General features: G+C 40.2%; 16 protein-coding genes. 12 read left to right on the forward strand and 4 right to left on the reverse strand.

Annotated elements, in window-relative coordinates; genetic code table 11:
- Nucleotides 1–147 precede the first annotated feature (147 nt).
- The 7 genes from hflX (at nt 148) to FJR05_RS08565 (ending at nt 10,031) form a co-directional block, all read left to right on the forward strand.
- Nucleotides 148–1,884 carry a GTPase HflX gene (gene hflX, locus FJR05_RS08535; RefSeq protein WP_168643719.1) on the forward strand — a complete coding sequence of 579 codons (1,737 nt, stop codon included), beginning with the start codon at nt 148–150 and terminating at the stop codon, nt 1,882–1,884.
- Between the two features lie 295 nt (nt 1,885–2,179).
- Entirely contained in the window at nt 2,180–3,706 is a 1,527-nt protein-coding gene (locus FJR05_RS08540) for a type II CAAX prenyl endopeptidase Rce1 family protein (RefSeq protein WP_168643706.1), read from the forward strand.
- Nucleotides 3,707–4,121: 415 nt separating this feature from the next.
- Complete coding sequence (locus FJR05_RS08545; RefSeq protein WP_096667435.1) at nt 4,122–4,397, forward strand: TM2 domain-containing protein; 276 nt, start codon at nt 4,122–4,124, stop codon at nt 4,395–4,397.
- A gap of 487 nt (nt 4,398–4,884) precedes the next feature.
- The gene (locus tag FJR05_RS08550; RefSeq protein WP_168643707.1) at nt 4,885–7,302 is read left to right on the forward strand and encodes a cation-translocating P-type ATPase; all 2,418 of its coding nucleotides are present in this window, start codon (nt 4,885–4,887) and stop codon (nt 7,300–7,302) included.
- A gap of 108 nt (nt 7,303–7,410) precedes the next feature.
- Entirely contained in the window at nt 7,411–7,839 is a 429-nt protein-coding gene (locus FJR05_RS08555) for an FHA domain-containing protein (RefSeq protein WP_168643720.1), read from the forward strand.
- Nucleotides 7,840–7,895: 56 nt separating this feature from the next.
- On the forward strand, nt 7,896–8,816 hold the full coding sequence (locus FJR05_RS08560; RefSeq protein WP_168643708.1) for a TIGR01777 family oxidoreductase: 921 nt from the start codon (nt 7,896–7,898) through the stop codon (nt 8,814–8,816).
- A 33-nt stretch (nt 8,817–8,849) separates the two neighbouring features.
- On the forward strand, nt 8,850–10,031 hold the full coding sequence (locus FJR05_RS08565) for an aldo/keto reductase (RefSeq protein ID WP_168643709.1): 1,182 nt from the start codon (nt 8,850–8,852) through the stop codon (nt 10,029–10,031).
- A 37-nt stretch (nt 10,032–10,068) separates the two neighbouring features.
- On the opposite strand, the gene FJR05_RS08570 is transcribed toward FJR05_RS08565, so the two are convergent.
- The 3 genes from FJR05_RS08570 to FJR05_RS08580 all read right to left on the reverse strand — a co-directional run bounded on the left by FJR05_RS08570 (nt 10,069) and on the right by FJR05_RS08580 (nt 13,738).
- Entirely contained in the window at nt 10,069–11,130 is a 1,062-nt protein-coding gene (locus FJR05_RS08570) for a PstS family phosphate ABC transporter substrate-binding protein (protein ID WP_168643710.1), read from the reverse strand.
- Nucleotides 11,131–11,157: 27 nt separating this feature from the next.
- Nucleotides 11,158–12,522 (reverse strand): serine/threonine-protein kinase, encoded by a 1,365-nt coding sequence (locus tag FJR05_RS08575; protein WP_168643711.1) that lies wholly within the window; start codon nt 12,520–12,522, stop codon nt 11,158–11,160.
- Between the two features lie 199 nt (nt 12,523–12,721).
- Nucleotides 12,722–13,738 carry a LysR family transcriptional regulator gene (locus FJR05_RS08580; protein WP_168643712.1) on the reverse strand — a complete coding sequence of 339 codons (1,017 nt, stop codon included), beginning with the start codon at nt 13,736–13,738 and terminating at the stop codon, nt 12,722–12,724.
- A 173-nt stretch (nt 13,739–13,911) separates the two neighbouring features.
- Here FJR05_RS08580 and FJR05_RS08585 point away from each other — a divergent pair, with 173 nt between their 5' ends.
- From FJR05_RS08585 to FJR05_RS08610, 5 genes are all read left to right on the forward strand, one after another.
- Nucleotides 13,912–14,628 carry an NnrU family protein gene (locus FJR05_RS08585; protein ID WP_174783637.1) on the forward strand — a complete coding sequence of 239 codons (717 nt, stop codon included), beginning with the start codon at nt 13,912–13,914 and terminating at the stop codon, nt 14,626–14,628.
- 560 nt (nt 14,629–15,188) lie between these two features.
- Nucleotides 15,189–15,575 (forward strand): co-chaperone YbbN, encoded by a 387-nt coding sequence (locus FJR05_RS08595; protein ID WP_168643714.1) that lies wholly within the window; start codon nt 15,189–15,191, stop codon nt 15,573–15,575.
- Nucleotides 15,576–15,970: 395 nt separating this feature from the next.
- Nucleotides 15,971–18,049, forward strand: a complete 2,079-nt coding sequence (locus tag FJR05_RS08600) for an NAD(P)H-quinone oxidoreductase subunit 5 (RefSeq protein WP_168643715.1) — start codon at nt 15,971–15,973, stop codon at nt 18,047–18,049.
- 208 nt (nt 18,050–18,257) lie between these two features.
- A complete protein-coding gene (locus FJR05_RS08605) occupies nt 18,258–18,572 on the forward strand; it encodes a hypothetical protein (RefSeq protein ID WP_168643716.1) in 315 nt (104 codons plus the stop codon).
- 5 nt (nt 18,573–18,577) lie between these two features.
- Nucleotides 18,578–19,000, forward strand: a complete 423-nt coding sequence (locus FJR05_RS08610; protein WP_168643717.1) for an HNH endonuclease signature motif containing protein — start codon at nt 18,578–18,580, stop codon at nt 18,998–19,000.
- Between the two features lie 108 nt (nt 19,001–19,108).
- Here FJR05_RS08610 and FJR05_RS08615 read toward each other — a convergent pair.
- On the reverse strand, nt 19,109–19,582 hold a 474-nt coding region (locus FJR05_RS08615; RefSeq protein WP_168643718.1), incomplete at its 5' end, for a hypothetical protein.

Raw genomic sequence — 19,582 nt, forward strand, 5'->3', positions numbered from 1 at the left:
GACCAATGACCAATGACCAATGACCAATGACCAATGACCAATGACCAATGACCAATGACAACTGACAACTGACAACTAACCAATTACTGTTGTAAAATAGACAGTGTAAGGATTCAGGGGGAACCAGGTAACTGGTCATAAACGCCTATAGAGACTATTTTTGGCAATGTTCAAGGTTTGAAGTCCAGTCAGCTAAAACAACTCCAGCGACTGTACCACCAGCGGATATCAGGTGATTGCATTACTACAACTGATTTTGCTCAACGTCTGGCAGCAATTAGTACGGAAATTAATCAACCTGTTTGTGTTTACATCAACCGTCGCGGGCAAGTAATTCGGGTTGGTGTAGGTACTCCGCGTCAAACTCAAATTCCGCCTCTAGAGTTACCCCGTTATGGTGCAGAACGTCTGAGCGGTATTCGTTGTTTATCCACCCATCTTAAGTCAGAACCACCAACTGAAGCGGCTTTGACGGCAATGGCTTTACAAAGGTTGGATGCTTTAGTAGTTTTAAATATTACTGGAGGAGGATTTACAAAGCGTGGTGGTGGTTCAACTGGGTATGTAAAAGAAGCTTATTTAGCGCATCTGGTAGCTAATAGTAAACAGTTAGTTGCGACTCAATCTTCTGGCATGAGTGTTCCCGATGCTATAATGTGTTCTAATATATCACCGCCTCTGAGTTTAGATGCTTTAGCCGACCAGGACTTTCTCAACTTAGTAGAAGGTTTAGAAGAGGAATTTAGTCGGGAGTTTGTAGCTCAAGATGTAGATGCGGATCATGATCGGGTGCTAATTGTTGGGGTATTAACAGAAAACACCAATCCGCAACAATTCCAGGACATCATTGTGGAATTAACTCGGTTAGTAGATACGGCTGGTGGTACTGTATTACAGGTATTACAACAAAAGCGATCGCGCATTCATCCCCAAACAGTTATCGGTGAAGGTAAAGTCCAAGAAGCTGCTCTCACAGCCCAAACTCTGGGTGCTAATTTGGTAGTATTTGATCGTGATCTTTCCCCCTCCCAAGTTCGCAATTTAGAAGCGCAAATTGGTGTTAGAGTAGTTGACCGCACCGAAGTAATTTTAGATATTTTTGCCCAACGCGCTCAATCTGGTGCAGGTAAATTACAGGTGGAACTGGCACAGTTAGAGTATATGATGCCACGACTCGCTGGCCGAGGTCAATCCATGTCCAGATTAGGGGGTGGTATTGGGACAAGAGGACCTGGTGAAACCAAACTAGAAACAGAACGCCGAGCTATTCAAAAACGCATTTCTCGACTCCAACAAGAGGTTAATCAATTACAAGCGCATCGTTGCCGATTACGTCAACGGCGACAACATCGAGAAGTTCCTTCTGTGGCTTTGGTGGGTTATACTAATGCTGGTAAATCTACCTTACTCAACGCCCTTACCAATTCGGAAGTATACACTGCTGACCAATTGTTTGCCACCCTTGACCCGACTACTCGGCGGTTAATGCTTCCCCATGCGGAAACCGGCGCACCCCAGGAAACTTTGATGACGGATACGGTAGGATTTATTCATGAATTACCTGCATCTTTAATGGATGCTTTTCGGGCAACGTTAGAGGAGGTAACGGAAGCAGATGCTTTATTGCATTTGGTAGATTTATCTCATCCAGCTTGGTTAAGTCATATTCGCTCGGTTCGGGATATACTGGCACAAATGCCGATTACACCAGGACCTGCGTTAGTCGCTTTTAATAAAATTGATCAAGTTAGTAGTGAAACCTTGGCTTTAGCTAGGGAAGAGTTTCCTTTAGCAGTATTTATTTCTGCTAGTCAGCGTTTAGGACTAGAAACTCTACGTCAGCGTCTATCTCTATTGATTGAGTACGCTGTTGGTGATGATTGACGATTTTCATATCCCCGACTTCTCCAAGAAGTCGGGGATATACGATTCATGATTTTAAATATTATAATCAGACTAAATTAATTATAGCTTAGACTGGAAGAGCTTTTTTACACACTTATCGACTTTTCAAACACCCTATAAGAGTTTGTGGATATTACTGACCTGGCATAATGGCTAACAGCCCATATAGACCTGATCTAAGCTACTTTTTTTTAATTTTAATTTCACCCTGCGGTACTAGCTTATAATTGCCAAGGGGCTAATGCTCCTGTACTTGTAAGTCCAAGGGGGATAGATGACAATTAAACGGTTGCTGTTAATTGGGCTAACTTTGTTAGCGATAATGTTGTCAGGGTTATCTTTATTAAGTAGCTGGCAAAAACCTCAGTTCCAGAGTCGTCTAGAATTGTACCAGACGAATATTGTCTTACAAGCCCAAGCATGGCAACCAGAAGATAGCAGCGACGCAAGTATTCAAACACTTCAAGAATCTATTCTCGGTGCTAATCCTAAGATAAGTGCGACAAAGCAATATCAAGAAGCGAGAGAATCTATTCAAACCAGTTTAGAAACAACTAATAAAAAATTAGCAACTCTGCAAACTTCAGCAGCTACTCCAGTTTCCACAGAAGAAAAAAGTTTACAAAAATCTATCCAACAACAGGAAAAATTATTAGCAGAAGTAGATTTGCGACTAGGAATTTTACAAGCACAGCAACAGGAAACAGACAACGCTATTAAAACGTGGAATCAATTACAGCAATCATCAAATATCAATGATAAATATCTAGAAACTGCCCAAGTATTAAGCGGAATGTGGAGTCAACCTCCTCGTTTATTTCCTAAAGCTGAACAACTAATCCAACAAAATTTAGATAGTTGGTTTCGTTCTACGGCATTAGAGAAATTATATCAACTTCAACAACGTCAGGAAGCTTTATCCTCTCTGAAAATTGCCCAACAAGCAGCGGCAACTCAAGCATTGTTAAAATTAGCGGTAATTGCTACTATCCCCACCTTAACAGCTTTTATAGGGTTAATTATCCTGCTTTCCTTATTGGTTCAACGATTGCTTAAAGGTCAAGCATCCATATTAGCTACAAATGGTGATTTAGTTTGGTCAACTCCTTGGAATTGGGAAATAATTATTCAGGTTTTTGTCCTGGGATTTTTCTTAATGGGACAATTATTTATCCCCGAATTATTATCTATTTTGCCTATTCCTCGTGGTACAGGAAATGCCAGAATTGAAGCTTCTGTGGTTTTAGTTAGTTATATGTTGGTGGCTTTTGGTTCTTTGTCAGTTCTATATTTTTCGATTAGGCGTTTTTTCCCTCTTCCTGAAAACTGGTTTCGCTTCAATTTCTTCGGTAATTGGTTTTTGTGGGGACTCGGTGGCTATTGTACGGCTTTACCGATTGTGGTGATAGTATCACTAATTAATCAAAAATTGTGGCAAGGACAAGGTGGCAGTAATCCACTTTTACAAATGGCGCTAGAAAGCCGGGATAATACTGCATTGGGCATATTTTTCTTTACCGCAGCCATAGCTGCACCGTTTTTTGAGGAGTTTCTATTTCGGGGCTTTTTATTACCATCTCTGACTCGTTATACTTCGGTTTGGGGGGCAATTTTAATCAGTAGTTTGTTATTTGCGGCTGCTCACCTCAGTTTATCAGAAATATTGCCGCTGACAGCATTAGGAATTGTCTTAGGAATAGTTTACACGCGATCGCGCAATTTACTTTCTTCTATGCTTCTCCATAGTCTCTGGAATAGTGGCACGTTAATTAGTTTGTTTCTTTTAGGTGGTAATAATTAAGTTAGGGAATAGGGAACAGGGAATAGGTAATAGGTAATAGGTAATAGGTAATAGGTAATAGGTAATAGGTAATTCATGAGGTTATTAGTAAGTGTTTTTATCCTAACTGCTAACTTCTCAATTACTGCTTAAAAAAAATCTTCCGGATTTCACAATAATAGATATGTAGAAAAATCCATAGTGTTGGATATTTACTGATTTTGAGGTTAATTATTACCTGAAATTTTGTGAATATGCAGCACAATATTTTCTGCAAATTTTGTCATGTCTGATCAGAAAACTTAGTATTTTGAGGATTGCTTTTTATAAGTACCTTATCATCATTTAAATTATATATAGGATTACCAGTAAATAAATATTACCAATTACCAATTACTAATTACTAATTTTCATTTATTAAGGAGTATAGCTCAATATGAGTAATATCAACCCATCTCACACTATGAAACAACTGTTAGCTGGTTATGCGGGAATTATTTTTGGTGGATTTGGGCTACATAAATTCATTCTTGGTTATACCTTAGAAGGTTTTATTATGTTAACAATTTCTGTTATTGGTGGTTCTTTTACCTATGGATTTACATTAATAGTTATGCAGCTTGTTGGTTTGATTGAAGCCATGATTTACTTAAATAAATCTCATGAGGAATTTGTTAATACCTATTTTGTGAATAAGCAAGGTTGGTTTTAGAAAGTTTGTCATGTCCAATTAATATGCAGTTTCTTAAATACAAATAGATGCACTTACTAATCTTGCTAATAATGAGTACGGGATATTTTAGTATAGTATCCGATTGGGAAATTAATTATTTCTGTAAAAGCCTAATTTTGATGTTACCAGTACAATTAACTGCTGTAATTTACACAGCTAAAATTAAACTATGATTTTTGTGATTTAGATGATTTAGATAATTTAGGAACGCAAATTTAATAACCTGCAATTCTTATTTAAACCGAAATGGTGCGTTACGCTGTCGCTCTAAGCGAAGCCATGCCCGCAAGGGCTTTACACACCCTACTTTTGCACTTTATTTAATTCACATTCCTTAGATAATTTGGGGGGGTTGGAGAAATTTAATATTGTTCACTTGGTGAAAGTGGCAGATTTCGCTTAACCTCAAAGTAGAGACGCTGGTTATTAAGCGTTAAACTAACAAAAGCGAACTTCAAAACTAGCTATGCAACTGATCCCAAAATCTGAAATACTTATAGAATCTGTCCCCCCTACAAAAATACTGAACTCAGAGAAAATTATTTTAGATGTTGGGGGGATGAAGTGCGCTGGATGTGTGAATGCAGTGGAAAAACAGCTTATTCAGCATTCGGGAGTGAAAAGCGTTTGTGTTAATCTGGCAACGGAAGTTGCAGTGGTAGAGGTAGAAATTGATACTGTAGATGCAGAGGCGTTAGTTCAGGGATTAACGGCTACAGGATTTCCTAGCCAATTACGGACGGCTAAAAGTGCTAGTGATAAATCTGCAATCCCGAATATAGAAGCAAGACAACGCCAAGAAATGCAGGGGATAGTTAGACAGTTAGGAATTGCTGGTTTACTGCTGCTACTATCGGGAATTGGTCATTTTGGCAATATTGGATCTGTTATTTTTCCGTTTTTAAATGATATCTGGTTTCATTGTGGATTAGCGACGATCGCTATTATGATTCCTGGTAGACCAATTTTAGTGGAAGGTTGGCTAGGTTGGCGACGGGGTGCGCCGAATATGAATACTCTTATCGGTTTGGGAACGCTAACAGCCTATATTGCCAGTTTGGTGGCGTTATTGTTTCCCCAAATGGGTTGGGAATGCTTTTTTGATGAACCTGTGATGATGTTGGGTTTTATTCTTTTGGGAAGGACTCTGGAAAAACAGGCTAGAGGACGCGCTGCTAAAGCGTTTCGCCAATTGTTAGCTTTAGCACCACAAACAGCCCGGTTAATTATTAACCCAGAATCGGAAAAATTGATTGCTGGGGCTGATATTATGGAAATTCCGGCGGAACAGGTGCGTGTGGGTGAATGGTTGCAGGTGTTACCAGGGGATAAAATTCCGGTAGATGGTGAGGTGCGGTTTGGACAAACTACCATAGATGAATCCATGCTGACGGGGGAAGTTGTACCTGTGATGAAGCAACCGGGAGATGCTGTGACGGGAGGAACTTTAAATCAATCGGGAGCGATCGCTATTCAAGCTACCCGCACCGGTGATGATACAATTTTAGCCCAAATTGTGGCTTTGGTAGAAGCTGCCCAAACTCGCAAAGCCCCAGTCCAAAAATTAGCTGATACGGTGGCTGGGTATTTTACCTACGGTGTCTTAACTGCGGCTGGTTTAACTTTCCTATTTTGGTATTTTCTGGGAACTCATCTCTGGCCAGATGTTACCATGTCCGGGGCGATGGCAATGGCTCACAATATGGGACATAATCCCCAACATTTAGTACCGCACACCCAATATTCTGCCCTGTTAATTAGTTTAAAATTAGCGATCGCTGTGATGGTAGTTGCTTGTCCCTGTGCTTTAGGATTAGCTACCCCGACAGCGATTTTAGTAGGAACAGGTATGGGTGCAGAACGGGGATTATTAATCAAAGGTGGCGACGTTTTAGAAAAAGTCCACAAACTAGACACGGTAGTTTTTGATAAAACCGGAACTCTCACCACAGGTAAACCAACGGTAACTGATTGTATTGTTATTGAAGAATCAACTTTACCATCATCTCTCATTCAACTAGCCGCCGCCGTAGAAAGTGGTACTTATCACCCCCTAGCGACAGCCATTCAGCAAGAAGCCAAAACCAGAGAGTTAATCATCCCTCATGCGGTAGACTTCCACACCGAACCAGGTATGGGCGTATCCGCTGTCGTCGAGGGGAAAAAAGTGCTTTTAGGTAACTGGGAATGGTTTCATCACCACCAAATCAATATTAATGAAACAGCCGAAACACAGGGACAAAGACTAGCCACAGAAGGAAAAACCGTAATTGGTGTAGCTGTAGATGGAACTTTAAGCGGATTAATTGCCGTTAGTGATACCCTCAGACCAGATGCGAAAACCGCAGTAGATAAACTCCGCCAAATGGGTTTGCGCGTGATGCTCCTCAGTGGTGATAGATTAGAAGCAGCCAAGGCGATCGCTAAACAACTAGGAATCGCCAACACCGACATCATGGCAGGTATCCCCCCAGCCCAAAAAGCCGCCACCATTCAATCTCTTCAATGTGGGAAAATCAACACATTTGTTGCTATGGTAGGAGACGGCATCAATGACGCTCCGGCCTTATCACAGGCGGATGTTGGTATCGCCCTACATTCGGGAACAGATGTCGCTATGGAAACGGCTGAGATTATCTTAATGCGAAATTCCCTGACCGATGTTGTAAAATCTATTCAGTTAAGTCGAGCCACTTTTAATACCATCCGTCAGAATTTATTTTGGGCTTTTGCCTATAATACGATAGGTATTCCCCTTGCGGCTGGTATATTATTACCTGCCTACGGTTTCGTTATGGGACCCGCCAGCGCAGCAGCATTAATGGCTTTTAGCTCCGTCAGTGTTGTTACAAACTCAATTTTATTAAGGAGGTTTGTCCCCTAGCAACACAAAGCGAAAGTTATAGTTCGTGTTTACTTTTGAATTTTCAAGCAAGCACAAAGGCAGTTAGTGTGTGGAGTATGTCACGTAATTATCGTACCTATAATGGCAATGGAAGCAGCAAAAAATGAAAACCATCTACTAATTATTGAAGATGATCAAGGACGCAAAGAATTTTTTTTGGAAAACCCCGTTTATTCTATTGGTAGAGATAAAGACTGCAATATCCGTCTATTCTCCCAGTTTGTTTCCCGTTATCATGCCACATTAGTAAGATTACCACGCCCCAATAGTCAACGATATTATTATCGAATTGTAGATGGTGATGCCAAAGGAAAACCCAGTTCTAATGGTTTAATGATCAATGGGCGAAAAATTCCCGCGCATAATCTCCGCAATGAAGATGAAGTTACTTTTGCACCCCAAGTCCGTGCTATTTATTATCTCCTGCAAAATACAGAGATTTTTTCCTCAACAGATGCGATTGAGTACGACATTACATTAATTAATCCTGGCATGACTGAAGATTCAGAAGCATAACAGCATCTTGATTTAATTCCCATTTTTCAGTAGGCAACAAACAACACGCAGTATCAATGAAAATAGCAATTAGTGGTGCAACCGGATTTGTGGGTACTCGGTTAGTAGAAAAACTACACACGGAAGGCCATAGAATTTTGGTATTAACCCGCAATCCTACCTTTGCTCAAAAGGTATTTCCCTCCCCCGCATTTCCTAACTTAGAAATTATTGCCTATACTCCTAGTGTATCCGGCACTTGGCAAGATGCCATAGCCGGTTGCGACGGAGTCGTTAATTTGGCAGGAGAACCCATTGCTGAAGGACGTTGGACACCAGAACGCAAACAGGAAATCCTCAACACTCGCAAACTGGGAACACAAAAAATTGTCGAAGCTATAGCTAAAGCCAATCCTCGTCCCAGTGTCCTAGTTAATACTTCGGCGATTGGTTATTACGGAACTAGTGAAACGGCCAGTTTTGATGAAGATAGCGCCTCTGGTAACGACTTTCTCTCCCAAGTTTGTCGAGAATGGGAACAGGAAGCGACCAATGTAAAAGATACTAGTGTGCGGTTAGTAATTTTACGGTTTGGGATTGTTTTGGGTAATGGTGGCGCTTTGGGGAAAATGATTACCCCCTTTAAACTCTTTGCTGGTGGACCTATTGGCAGTGGTCAACAGTGGTTTTCCTGGATTCACTTAGATGATATCGTCGGTTTAATTATCCAAGCTTTAACGAAATCAACAATGGAAGGAGTATATAATGCCACTGCCCCTCAACCAGTCCGCATGAATGATTTAAGTACAACTATGGGTAACGTCATGAATCGTCCCTCTTGGTTGCCTGTGCCGGGATTTGCCATAGAAGCTATATTAGGAGATGGGGCAAAGGTGGTTTTAGAAGGACAAAAAGTTTTACCCAAACGCACTTTAGAGTCGGGTTTTGAGTATCAATATCCGAACTTACAATCAGCACTAACCCAGATTCTCACCTAATTCTTAGTTGATAGATATTTGAAAAATTCACAAATGCTATACAAACGTTTTGGTCGGACAGAATTACAAATGCCCGTTTTCTCCTGCGGGGGAATGCGCTATCAATATAAATGGCAGGATGTCACACCAGAGGAAATTCCCACAGATAATCAAGAGAATTTAGAAGCTGTAATTCGTCGTTCTGTAGAATTAGGAATTAATCATATTGAAACTGCACGGGGTTATGGAACATCAGAAATGCAATTGGGAAAAATTCTGCCTCAGTTTCCCCGTGAAAAATTAATAGTGCAAACGAAAGTTTCTCCTGTTGCAGACTCTCAAAAATTTCGCCAGACATTTGAAAAATCTTTGGCTTATCTTCAGTTAGATTATGTTGATTTATTTGGGTTACATGGGATTAATAATGCAGAAATTTGGGATTATAGTATTCGTGAAGGTGGTTGTTTAGAAGTAGCAAGACAGTTACAGTCAGAGGGTAAAATTAAATTTATTGGCTTTTCTACTCATGCTCCCCTAGATATAATTTTGCAAGCAATTAATAGTAATCAATTTGATTATGTGAATTTGCATTGGTACTATATTAACCAATGGAATTGGGCTGCTATTGAAGCCGCAAATAAATTAGATATGGGTGTATTTATTATCAGTCCTTCTAATAAAGGTGGGTTATTATATCAACCTTCCCAAAAGTTAGTTGATTTGTGTGCGCCTTTGAGTCCAATGGTGTTTAATGATTTATTTTGTTTAAGTCATCCTCAAGTGCATACTTTGAGTATAGGGGCAGCAAAACCAACTGATTTTGATGAACATTTAAAGACTTTAGAATTATTAGATAATGCGGCAGAAATTTTATCACCAATTATTTCTAGATTGGAGTCGGAAGCGGTTAAAATTCTAGGAGAAGATTGGGTAAAAACCTGGGAAACGAATCTACCAAGTTGGGAAGAAACGCCAGGGGAAGTAAATATGCGGGTGATTTTGTGGCTGTTAAATTTGGCTTTGGCTTATGACATGATTGACTATGGGAAAATGCGTTACAATCTCTTAGGACAGGCTGATCATTGGTTTCCTGGTAATCGGGCTGATAAGTTAGATGAATTAGATTTACGAGAATGTCTTGTTAATAGTCCCCAATCTGACAAAATTATTCAGATGTTAGCGAAAGCCCAGGATATATTAGGAAGTGCAGAGATAAAGCGTTTATCTCAGCAGTAGGGAACAGTGAACAGATGACTTTGATAGCTGACGCTAATTATTTGATTCTGACAAATCCAGCCTTTTCAATCAGTTCTTGACCTTGGGGTGTTACTAACCAATTAGCGTAAGCTTCCCCAGCTTGTTGGTCTGATTGACCGTTTTGTTTGACAATCACAAATAAATTGCGGGTGATTGGGTAGTTACCATTGCGAAAATCCTGAGAATTCACTTGGTTAGGCTTGTTGACACATTCCGATGGAGGTATTTCTGGTTGTTGATAGGGTGCTACTAATTGGTCACTTGTCCGCCCTATTGGTAGGGATTTGATTGTGCATTGGGGGACAATTTCTGGGGCGGAACCATAATAGATTGCACCAGGATTAGTGGCTACTTTTCTGATAGCTTCTGTGGTTGTACCAATATAATTAATATTGCTGCCAAACTGATCTTTATTGAGAACGTTTTCGACAAAAAATTCTACTGTACCACCGGCTTCTTTGGTGCGAGATAGGGGAATAATGGGTAAATTTGTACCACCTAGTTGTTGCCAATTGGTGATTTTGCCGGTGTAAATATCTTTGATTTGGGCAACTGTTAATCCGGGGATATTTAAGTTATGATTAGCGGCGATCGCAATTCCATCAATAGCAACGGGAATTTCTTTTAAACTAAATCCTTTGGCTTGGGCTGTGGCGTTTTCTTCTGGTTTAATCCCACGAGAAGATTGAGACAATGCCAGTTGACTGGCTATCAACATTTTAATCCCAGTTCCTGAACCTGGTTTTTCGTTAATGGGCTGGGTGTAACGTAAATCAAATTGAGGACAATTACTTTTTAATACTGCATCCACGTCCCGACGGATAGGCGCCCATGTTGTACTACCACCATAACTGAATACGCCCTGTGGGACATTGGGGATGCTGCAATTGGTGGCTGGTGGATTGGGGTTGATGACGTTACTGCTGATGTTCGGAGTAGAAGTAGGACTAGAAGTAGGATTGGAATCTTTGCTGATTTGCGCCCAACGTTCCATTAAAAACCATAAGCCGACAAAAACTAAGCTAATGGTCAGAAGCAGAGATAAAAGCAGGGGCAGGGTTTCATTTTTTTGAGACATGGGTAGTTTTCAGAAATGTTGTTTTTTCTAAAGGATTGCAGATAATAATTTATAAATAAGCCGGAATAAAGTTGTTACGGCAATTGAGATTAAGGCAGCAGCCAGTGATAGAATAATTATTTGTTGAATTGCATAACTATTGCGTAAATAGGGGACAAAAAATATAATTGCTAAACTGACTGAGGCAATTATTAGTAAGTGAGATTGTTTTAGTCGGCGTTGAGTTTGTGCAAAAATTAACCAACTTAAAATTACCATAGAAATAGCTATAGCAATAATAGGATTTTTGAATATCCCCAAAAATGCGATCGCTATTAATGCCCCTTCAAATCCGCTAAAAGCAGCCCCAGTTAATACTTCCCAAGTAGTAAACACTGGTTGAATTGATGTTATCAGTTGTGGCGGTTGTAGGTGAGGTGGTTGAGTTGAGGGTAAGACTGTCGGTGCAACTGAGGCAGGAAAAAGAGCTTCTAGGACTTCCTGGGCAGACCGAAAGCGTTGACTAGCAGCCGGTAACAGCATTTTATCTAAAACATCAGCTAGTTGGGGGTTAACGGTGATTTGAGAACGCCATTGCCATTGATTAGTATAGGTATCAAATAGCTGATTTGCCTCTTGTCCGGTCAGTAATGTAATCACAGTCACAGCTAAGGCGTATAAATCCGTAGATGGAAATACTTGGCTACCTTTCATTTGTTCTAAGGGGGCAAATCCTAAAGAATAAATTCCTGTAGAACTAGAAGAGGCATTAGTAATTAATTTAACTGCACCAAAATCTAGCAAAAATAGTCTACCATCATCACGGCGCATGATATTAGCCGGTTTAATATCTCTATGGATAATATCTTTGTTATGGATAAACTGGAGGAGGGGAAGAATTTCTTGGAGTATTTCTATGATTTTTTGCTCAGAAAATTTGCCCTGTGCATTTAATTCTTCCTCTAGGGTTTGTCCCTCAATATATTCCTGAACTAGATAAAAAAACTGCTCTGACTGATTTATTTGTAAGCTGGGAACTGTAACTGGAAAAAAAGCAAATAAATTAGGTATTTGTGGATGTTCATTACCAATTTCTTCTAAAACACCTGCTTCTTGTGTAAAGAGGATTTTGGCTTTTTCTAATGCTTCTGCTGTTAAATTGTGGCTAGGTTGAAACTGCTTAACTACACACTTTTTTATTTTGGGACTATCACGATCAATTGCTAAAAAAGCATTGCCAAAACCCCCAATTGCCAAAAGTTTAATTGGCAAATATCGGTCACGTAAAATTAGAGGCATACCGCAATCAGTACAAAACTTTTGCGATACTGTTTTTAGTGTCGTAATATCATCTAAATCGGGGAAGAAATTTTTGGGACGTTGACAGTAGGGACGAGTACAGTAGACTTCCATGTTAGTTGTTAGTCAGAGGAGTTACTGGTCATTAGCAATTGGTTGTTAAGTAGGTGAACACAATAAAACCAATCTTTATAAAGAGAAGTAAAATCGCCCAAACCCTCTTCACTCTTGCCTCTTGCCTATTGCCTTGCCATAACGACGATTTTCAATGCTAACCTACTTAACTAATGACTTTTTCCTGGCAATAAGGGTTTTAACTGACATCAGAAGAGCTAGGTGTTGCTACATCTAATGTACTATTTACCACTAGATTCATTTGTGATAATTTCAACATCTCCTGAGTCCAGCCCGGATTAGCAAACTGAGGTAATATTTCTTTGCTAAAGGCTTCTGCGGCTTTGGATCTATAGCGATTGGGGTTAAATATCAGCCAGAGTGTGCGCTTAACCACAACTCCCTCGATAGGGGTGCGGTGTAGAACACCCATTTGTAATTCTTTAGCGATCGCTGAAGTTGAGACAAAGGCAGCACCTAAGCCTGATTGCACAGCGTTTTTAATAGCTTCTATGGAATTTAGTTCCATCTCAAACTTAAACCGTCTGGTGTCAATATCACAACGGGCTAAAACCTGATCAATGACTTTGCGGATAGTTGATTGGGAGTCAAGGGCAATGAATTGTAGTTTATATAGGTCTTCTTTTTGGATAGTTTCTAATTTGGCAAAGGGATGGGACATAGGTAAGATGAGAGCCAATTCATCTTCCGCATAGGGAACAGTTTCCAAAGATTCCCCTAATTCTGTAGGAATTTCCCCGCCAATAATCGCCAGATCCACCTGACCATTAGATACACTCCAGGCCGTGCGGCGGGTCGAATGGACGTGCAATTGCACAGCTACTTCTGGATATTTTTGGCGAAATAAACCGATCATTTTTGGCAGGAGATAAGTGCCGGTGGTTTGAGATGCACCAACAATTAATGTACCGCCTTGGAGATTTTGGAGGTCTTCAATGGCGCGGCAGGTTTCCTGACACAAGCTGAGGATTTTGTCTCCATAGTTAAGGAGTAAATGTCCAGCTTCAGTTAATTGAGCGCGACGACCACCTCGATCAAATAGAGGCACATCCAGTTGCCGTTCCAGGTTTTGAACTTGCAAACTAACAGCGGGTTGGGAGACGTAAAGGCTATCAGCAGCCCGTTTGAAACTCCCTTCTTGGGCGATCGCTTTGAGAATACGTAACTGATCTAAGGTAAAAGGAAGGTCAGACATAAGGCTTAACCCACAAACTGGGGTGCATGAGTAACTTTAAAAATAAATCGAAATGAATAGTTTGGTGACTAAGCATGATTTATGGCATTGTTAACATTTGAAGAACCGTGAATTTTGACTTTGCCTTGCGGTACTAGCTGCTTTGAATTGGAATTTTGAATTGAGTTTTATATATGATGCCCAATCATTGGTTTACCTCCAGTCATTTTGTCATACTAGGGTTACAATTAGTTTTTGCGATCGCCCATAGCGGAGGGGCGGCTTTCCGTCCTTGGGCAGAAAAATATATTGGACCAAGGCTTTATCGCATTATCTTTGCATTAATTAGCCTCCCTTTGGCTGTGATCTTAATTGTTTACTTTTTTAATCACCGTTATGATGGCTGGCAACTTTGGCAAGTACAAGGCATACCAGGTGTAAAAACATTAGTCTGGGTACTGTCAGCTATATCCTTTTTATTTTTATATCCGGCTACCTTCAATCTACTAGAAATTGCTGCCATTCAAAAGCCCCAAGTTCATCTTTATGAAACAGGCATTATCCGTATTACCCGTCACCCGCAAATGGTAGGACAAGTTATTTGGTGCGTAGCTCATACCCTGTGGTTGGGTACTAGCTTCACTCTTGTTACCTCCATCGGTTTGGTACTACATCACCTATTTGGAGTATGGCATGGCGATCGCCGTTTAAGTCAACGTTATGGAGAAGCCTTTGAACTTGTCAAACAGCGAACTTCCATTATCCCCTTCCAAGCGATTATTGATGGTCGTCAATCCCTACACTGGCAGGAATTTCTCCGCCCTGCTTATTTAGGAGTTGCCATTTTCACAGGTCTATTATGGTGGTCTCACCCCTTGTTATTAGTGGCAACAAGTAGGATAATGTGGTAGTTTAGTGTGATCCCCAAGATCAACAAAACATATAAATTTAACAAAACTTTGTCTTAATCACGTGCTACCAAAACAATGTACAATAAACTCAAACATATATCATTAGACTTTCTCCCACTGGGATCAGAAAAAGAATTTATCCACCAAGTTTCAGTGGGCTTTATACTTGTAAACAAGAAATAGCCATCCACCTTACTGGAAAAAGATAATAAGTAGCAATGTAGATACTGCAATAACCCGCACTGTCAGCATTGTCAAATTTTTCAACAGCAGTAGCAATCAAGATTAGAAATGTAGAACAGCCAGCGCGGTATACACGGTGGCTTTTTTGTCAGCAGGAAACATCAAAATTTTTAATAGCACAAGTCACCAAGTCAGGAGTAAAACCCTGTTGTTTGCTGAATTTCATCAATACTACGGTGCGTTGACACGAACAATTGATATCCTTATCACCTTGTCCATTGCTATAAAATTTAAAATTCAAAATGGTATAAATTACCAATTTGTTCCTGCTGACAACCAACTTTTGATATAAAAACCTTATAATCACAAGAGGCATCATGGTGTTGTCGGTTAATGAACAGACATTTACTCAAGAAGTTTTAGAATCCCCTGTTCCCGTTTTAGTGAATTTTGAAGCTCCCTGGTGTGGCCTTTGCCGCATCATTCACCCACTGTTATCACAATTTCAGACTCAATGTGGTGATGAATTGAAATTGGTGGGAGTTAACGCTGATCAAAATTTCAAGCTGTCAAATACTTATAGACTGAAATCATTACCAACCTTGCTGTTGATAGAAAAAGGTGTTGTTAGACAAAGACTAGAAGGTTTTCGCAGCAGAGACGATTTACGTCTAGCCTTAGAAGGAATTAGACTCGCATATACAAATCAAGAAAAAATAGATACAGCAGGAGTCAGGAGTCAGGAGTCAGGAGTCAGGAGGTAAGAGGTAGGGGAAGTAGGGGAGGTAGGGGGAGTAGGGGAGTAGGGGAGGTAGGGAGAAAAGATTTACCACTGACAACTGACAACTGACAACGAACAACTGACAACTGACCAAATATAAAACCATGCTTAACACCCCACTCAAAGGGTATCGAGTGGGGTATTTTATCCTCAAGGGTGTGTGTCACAATTATGAGCAGTTGGTGAAAATTTTCAGTTAACTGAAGTTTGAAGTGGGAAAATTCAAGCTAACTTGAAGATATTGGGCTATCAAAAGCAGTAGAGATTAGTAAATAATTTCTAGTCTTTCATCCCCAAATACAAACCCTCACTCCATTGAATTTTCATTTTTTCATCTTCTCATTTGTTCGTACAGAATTCTAAAAGTAGGCGTTAGTGATGGAAGTAATCTATCAGTATGCCTGGCTGATTCCAGTATTACCTCTTTTGGGAGCAACACTGGTCGGTCTAGGGCTAATCTCGATAAATCAGGTGACAAACCGCCTGCGACAACTAAATGCTGTAGTCATTATCTCCCTCATGGGAGCATCTATGGCGCTGTCGTTGGCTTTGCTGTGGAGTCAAATTCAAGGCCATGCGCCTTATCTTTGGACTTTGGAATGGGCATCAGCAGGTAATTTTCACCTAACGATGGGCTACACTATTGACCACCTGACATCTCTAATGCTGGTGATTGTTACAACAGTAGCCGTTTTGGTGATGATTTACACCGATGGCTATATGGCACATGATCCGGGTTACGTGCGATTTTATGCCTATCTCAGCTTATTTGGCTCTTCAATGTTGGGTCTGGTGGTCAGTCCTAACCTAGTACAAGTTTACATTTTCTGGGAATTGGTGGGGATGTGTTCCTACCTCCTAGTGGGCTTTTGGTACGATCGCAAAGCCGCAGCGGATGCTTGTCAAAAGGCATTTGTGACAAACCGGGTGGGTGACTTCGGTTTATTATTGGGGATTTTGGGGCTGTTCTGGGCGACAGGCAGCTTTGATTTTATGATTATGGGCGATCGCCTATCCAACCTAGTAGAAACCGGTTCTATTAGCAATTTCCTCGCCATTGTCTTAGCTATTCTCGTCTTCCTCGGACCCGTTGCTAAATCTGCCCAATTCCCCCTCCATGTCTGGCTACCAGATGCAATGGAAGGTCCTACACCTATTTCTGCCCTCATCCATGCGGCAACAATGGTGGCGGCGGGTGTATTCCTAATTGCCCGGATGTACCCAGTATTTGAAAATGTCCCAGCAGCAATGAACGTCATTGCTTATACTGGCGCATTTACCGCGTTTTTGGGGGCTACCATCGCCATTACCCAAAACGACATCAAAAAGGGTTTGGCTTATTCCACCATTTCCCAACTGGGTTACATGGTCATGGCTATGGGTGTGGGTGCTTACAGTGCGGGATTATTCCACCTCATGACCCACGCTTATTTTAAAGCGATGCTATTCTTGGGTTCTGGTTCGGTAATTCATGGCATGGAAGCAGTTGTTGGTCATGATCCTGTATTAGCGCAGGATATGCGTTTAATGGGCGGACTGCGGAAATATATGCCGGTGACAAGTTTCACCTTTTTGATTGGTTGCTTGGCCATTGCGGGGATTCCTCCTTTTGCTGGTTTCTGGTCAAAAGATGAGATTTTAGGCGCGGCTTTTGCTGCTAACCCCTTCCTGTGGTTTATTGGTTGGGTGACAGCAGGGATTACAGCTTTTTATATGTTTAGAATGTATTTCTCAACATTTGAAGGTAAATTCCGGGGTAATGACGAGAAAATCAAGGTAAAACTCAAAAATGCGGCTGCTGCTTTAGCTGAAAAGTCAGGGACATTAGAATTAGCGCCTAATTTTGGACCTGGGGCGATGAAAAAGGGAGAATTGGAAAGTCACTCCCATGACTCCCACAGCCATGAGCCTCATGAGTCTCCTTGGACGATGAGTTTACCGTTGGTGGTGTTGGCTATTCCTTCGATGTTGATTGGTTTGGTGGGGACACCTTACGCCAATTATTTTGAGCAGTTTATCTTTTCTCCTAACGAAACTTTAGCAGAAGTTATGGAAAAGGCTGCGGAGTTTGACCCCCATGAGTTTTATGTGATGGCGGGTAGTTCTGTGGCGATTTCTGTGGTGGGGATTACTTTGGCGGTGCTGATGTATTTGGCTCGTAAAATTGATCCGAGTGCGATCGCTAAAAACATTCAACCGCTATACGATCTATCTTTGAACAAGTGGTACTTTGATGATATTTATCATCGTGTCTTTGTGCTTGGTTTGCGTCGTGTGGCTAGACAAGTTATGGAAGTTGATTTCCGCGTTGTTGACGGCGCTGTTAATCTCACGGGTTTCTTTACTCTTGTCAGTGGTGAAGGTTTGAAATACTTGGAAAGCGGTCGGGTTCAATTCTATGCCTTAATCGTTTTTGGGGCTGTTTTGGGCTTGGTGATCGTTTTTGGTGTTACCTGATTTTAATGGGGGCGGGCGTTTGTCCGCCCCTGGATTGTTTTTTTGCACGCAAAGGCGCAGAGTCGCAGAGTTAATGAACCACGAAGGCACGAAGGACACGAAGGAAGAAGGAAGAAGAAAAGAAAGAAAATTGAGAGATGGGGTTGAAAATGGCATTTATCACAAATAAATAATAAGTTATAATTAAAACAAATTATTATAAAAATGTATGACTACTCAAATTAATGCTCCTCCTGCTGTTGATTATGCACCTCTGGAATTACAAGGGGAATTAATAGCTATACAAGAATTAACGATTGAGGAATTATTAAATATTGCTCGAAGTCAAATTCCAGAAAGTCAGCAAGAATTACATTTTCAACTGTTAGAAAAAAATCAAAATAATCAATTAAGTGAATCAGACAAACTATTATTGAAATCACTGCGAGTGAGTGCTGATTATTTAATGTTAAAAAAAGCTTATGCCTATGCACTTTTAAAGTGGAAAGGTTTTTCTCTTCCAGATTTTGAGCAATTAGTATAATACCAGTGTCATCCATTTCTAAATCAGTTCGTCAACAAGTTATTAATGAGGCTGGCTATAGATGTGAATATTGTCGTACATCTAGCCGTTTAACAGGTATGCCTTTGGTTATGGATCATATTTTGCCTAGTTCATTAGGGGGAAATGATGAGCGAGAAAATTTAGCGGCTTGTTGTTATCGTTGTAATGAATTTAAAGGAGCGAAAATAACTGCTAATGATCCTGTAACTAATGAATCTGTATCTTTGTTTAATCCTCGTCAACAAGGATGGTTAGATCATTTTCAATGGGCAAATGGTGGTACTCATATTATTGGGATAACTGCTATTGGCAGAGGTACGGTTTTAGCTTTACGATTAAATAATGAAGATGTTGTCCAAGCTAGGGCAATTTGGATTGGTTTAAGTTGGCATCCTCCTGATGATTAGTGATGGGGATTTTTTGGGTTTTTATTTCATGCAAAGAAGCAAAAAACACAAAGTTAAGATACAAAGATAAATTTAAGATTGAGGTTAAAAAGTGGGTGTTAAAATAATTTACGATAAAATCCAATTTCTAAATTTTTCCATTTGATTCTCTTTTACTGCTTCTAAAGCGATATTGGCATTAATTACCATTTCTCTAAAATAAAATTCTAAAGGCATAATTTCATCATCGTTAGTAGTCTGATATATTTTATATGCAATATCATCTAATAAAGAGTAACAATATTCTCGGCTACGTTTTGCATAGTAATCTAAAAGTTTACTTTTGGTACTACTGGAATGAACAAGCATATTACGAATACGATAAATGTTATAAACATCATCTTTGAGTTCAATAATTTTTTTAATTAAGTATTCTTCTCCATAATCTTTGTTATACAAAATCTCATTTAATTCATTTAATGCAGGAAATTCCTGGTTTTGAGTATTTAATTGTCTCTTGATTTCAGGTATTTTTTCTATAAACTTATGTAGTTTTTCACTCTCCCCCCACTTTCGAGAGTTTATAGGGTAGGTAGAAGTAGG

The sequence above is a fragment of the Dolichospermum sp. UHCC 0259 genome (assembly GCF_009711935.1).
Lineage (GTDB): Bacteria > Cyanobacteriota > Cyanobacteriia > Cyanobacteriales > Nostocaceae > Dolichospermum.

Coding starts and splice junctions, on each gene's coding strand:
- FJR05_RS08570 (WP_168643710.1), bottom strand. CDS start 11,130: ATGTCTCAAAAAAATGAAACCCTGCCCCTGCTTTTATCTCTGCTTCTG.
- FJR05_RS08555 (WP_168643720.1), top strand. CDS start 7,411: ATGGAAGCAGCAAAAAATGAAAACCATCTACTAATTATTGAAGATGAT.
- FJR05_RS08565 (WP_168643709.1), top strand. CDS start 8,850: ATGCTATACAAACGTTTTGGTCGGACAGAATTACAAATGCCCGTTTTC.
- FJR05_RS08560 (WP_168643708.1), top strand. CDS start 7,896: ATGAAAATAGCAATTAGTGGTGCAACCGGATTTGTGGGTACTCGGTTA.
- FJR05_RS08550 (WP_168643707.1), top strand. CDS start 4,885: ATGCAACTGATCCCAAAATCTGAAATACTTATAGAATCTGTCCCCCCT.
- FJR05_RS08575 (WP_168643711.1), bottom strand. CDS start 12,522: ATGGAAGTCTACTGTACTCGTCCCTACTGTCAACGTCCCAAAAATTTC.
- FJR05_RS08540 (WP_168643706.1), top strand. CDS start 2,180: ATGACAATTAAACGGTTGCTGTTAATTGGGCTAACTTTGTTAGCGATA.
- FJR05_RS08545 (WP_096667435.1), top strand. CDS start 4,122: ATGAGTAATATCAACCCATCTCACACTATGAAACAACTGTTAGCTGGT.
- FJR05_RS08585 (WP_174783637.1), top strand. CDS start 13,912: ATGATGCCCAATCATTGGTTTACCTCCAGTCATTTTGTCATACTAGGG.
- FJR05_RS08605 (WP_168643716.1), top strand. CDS start 18,258: ATGACTACTCAAATTAATGCTCCTCCTGCTGTTGATTATGCACCTCTG.
- FJR05_RS08600 (WP_168643715.1), top strand. CDS start 15,971: ATGGAAGTAATCTATCAGTATGCCTGGCTGATTCCAGTATTACCTCTT.
- FJR05_RS08580 (WP_168643712.1), bottom strand. CDS start 13,738: ATGTCTGACCTTCCTTTTACCTTAGATCAGTTACGTATTCTCAAAGCG.
- FJR05_RS08595 (WP_168643714.1), top strand. CDS start 15,189: ATGGTGTTGTCGGTTAATGAACAGACATTTACTCAAGAAGTTTTAGAA.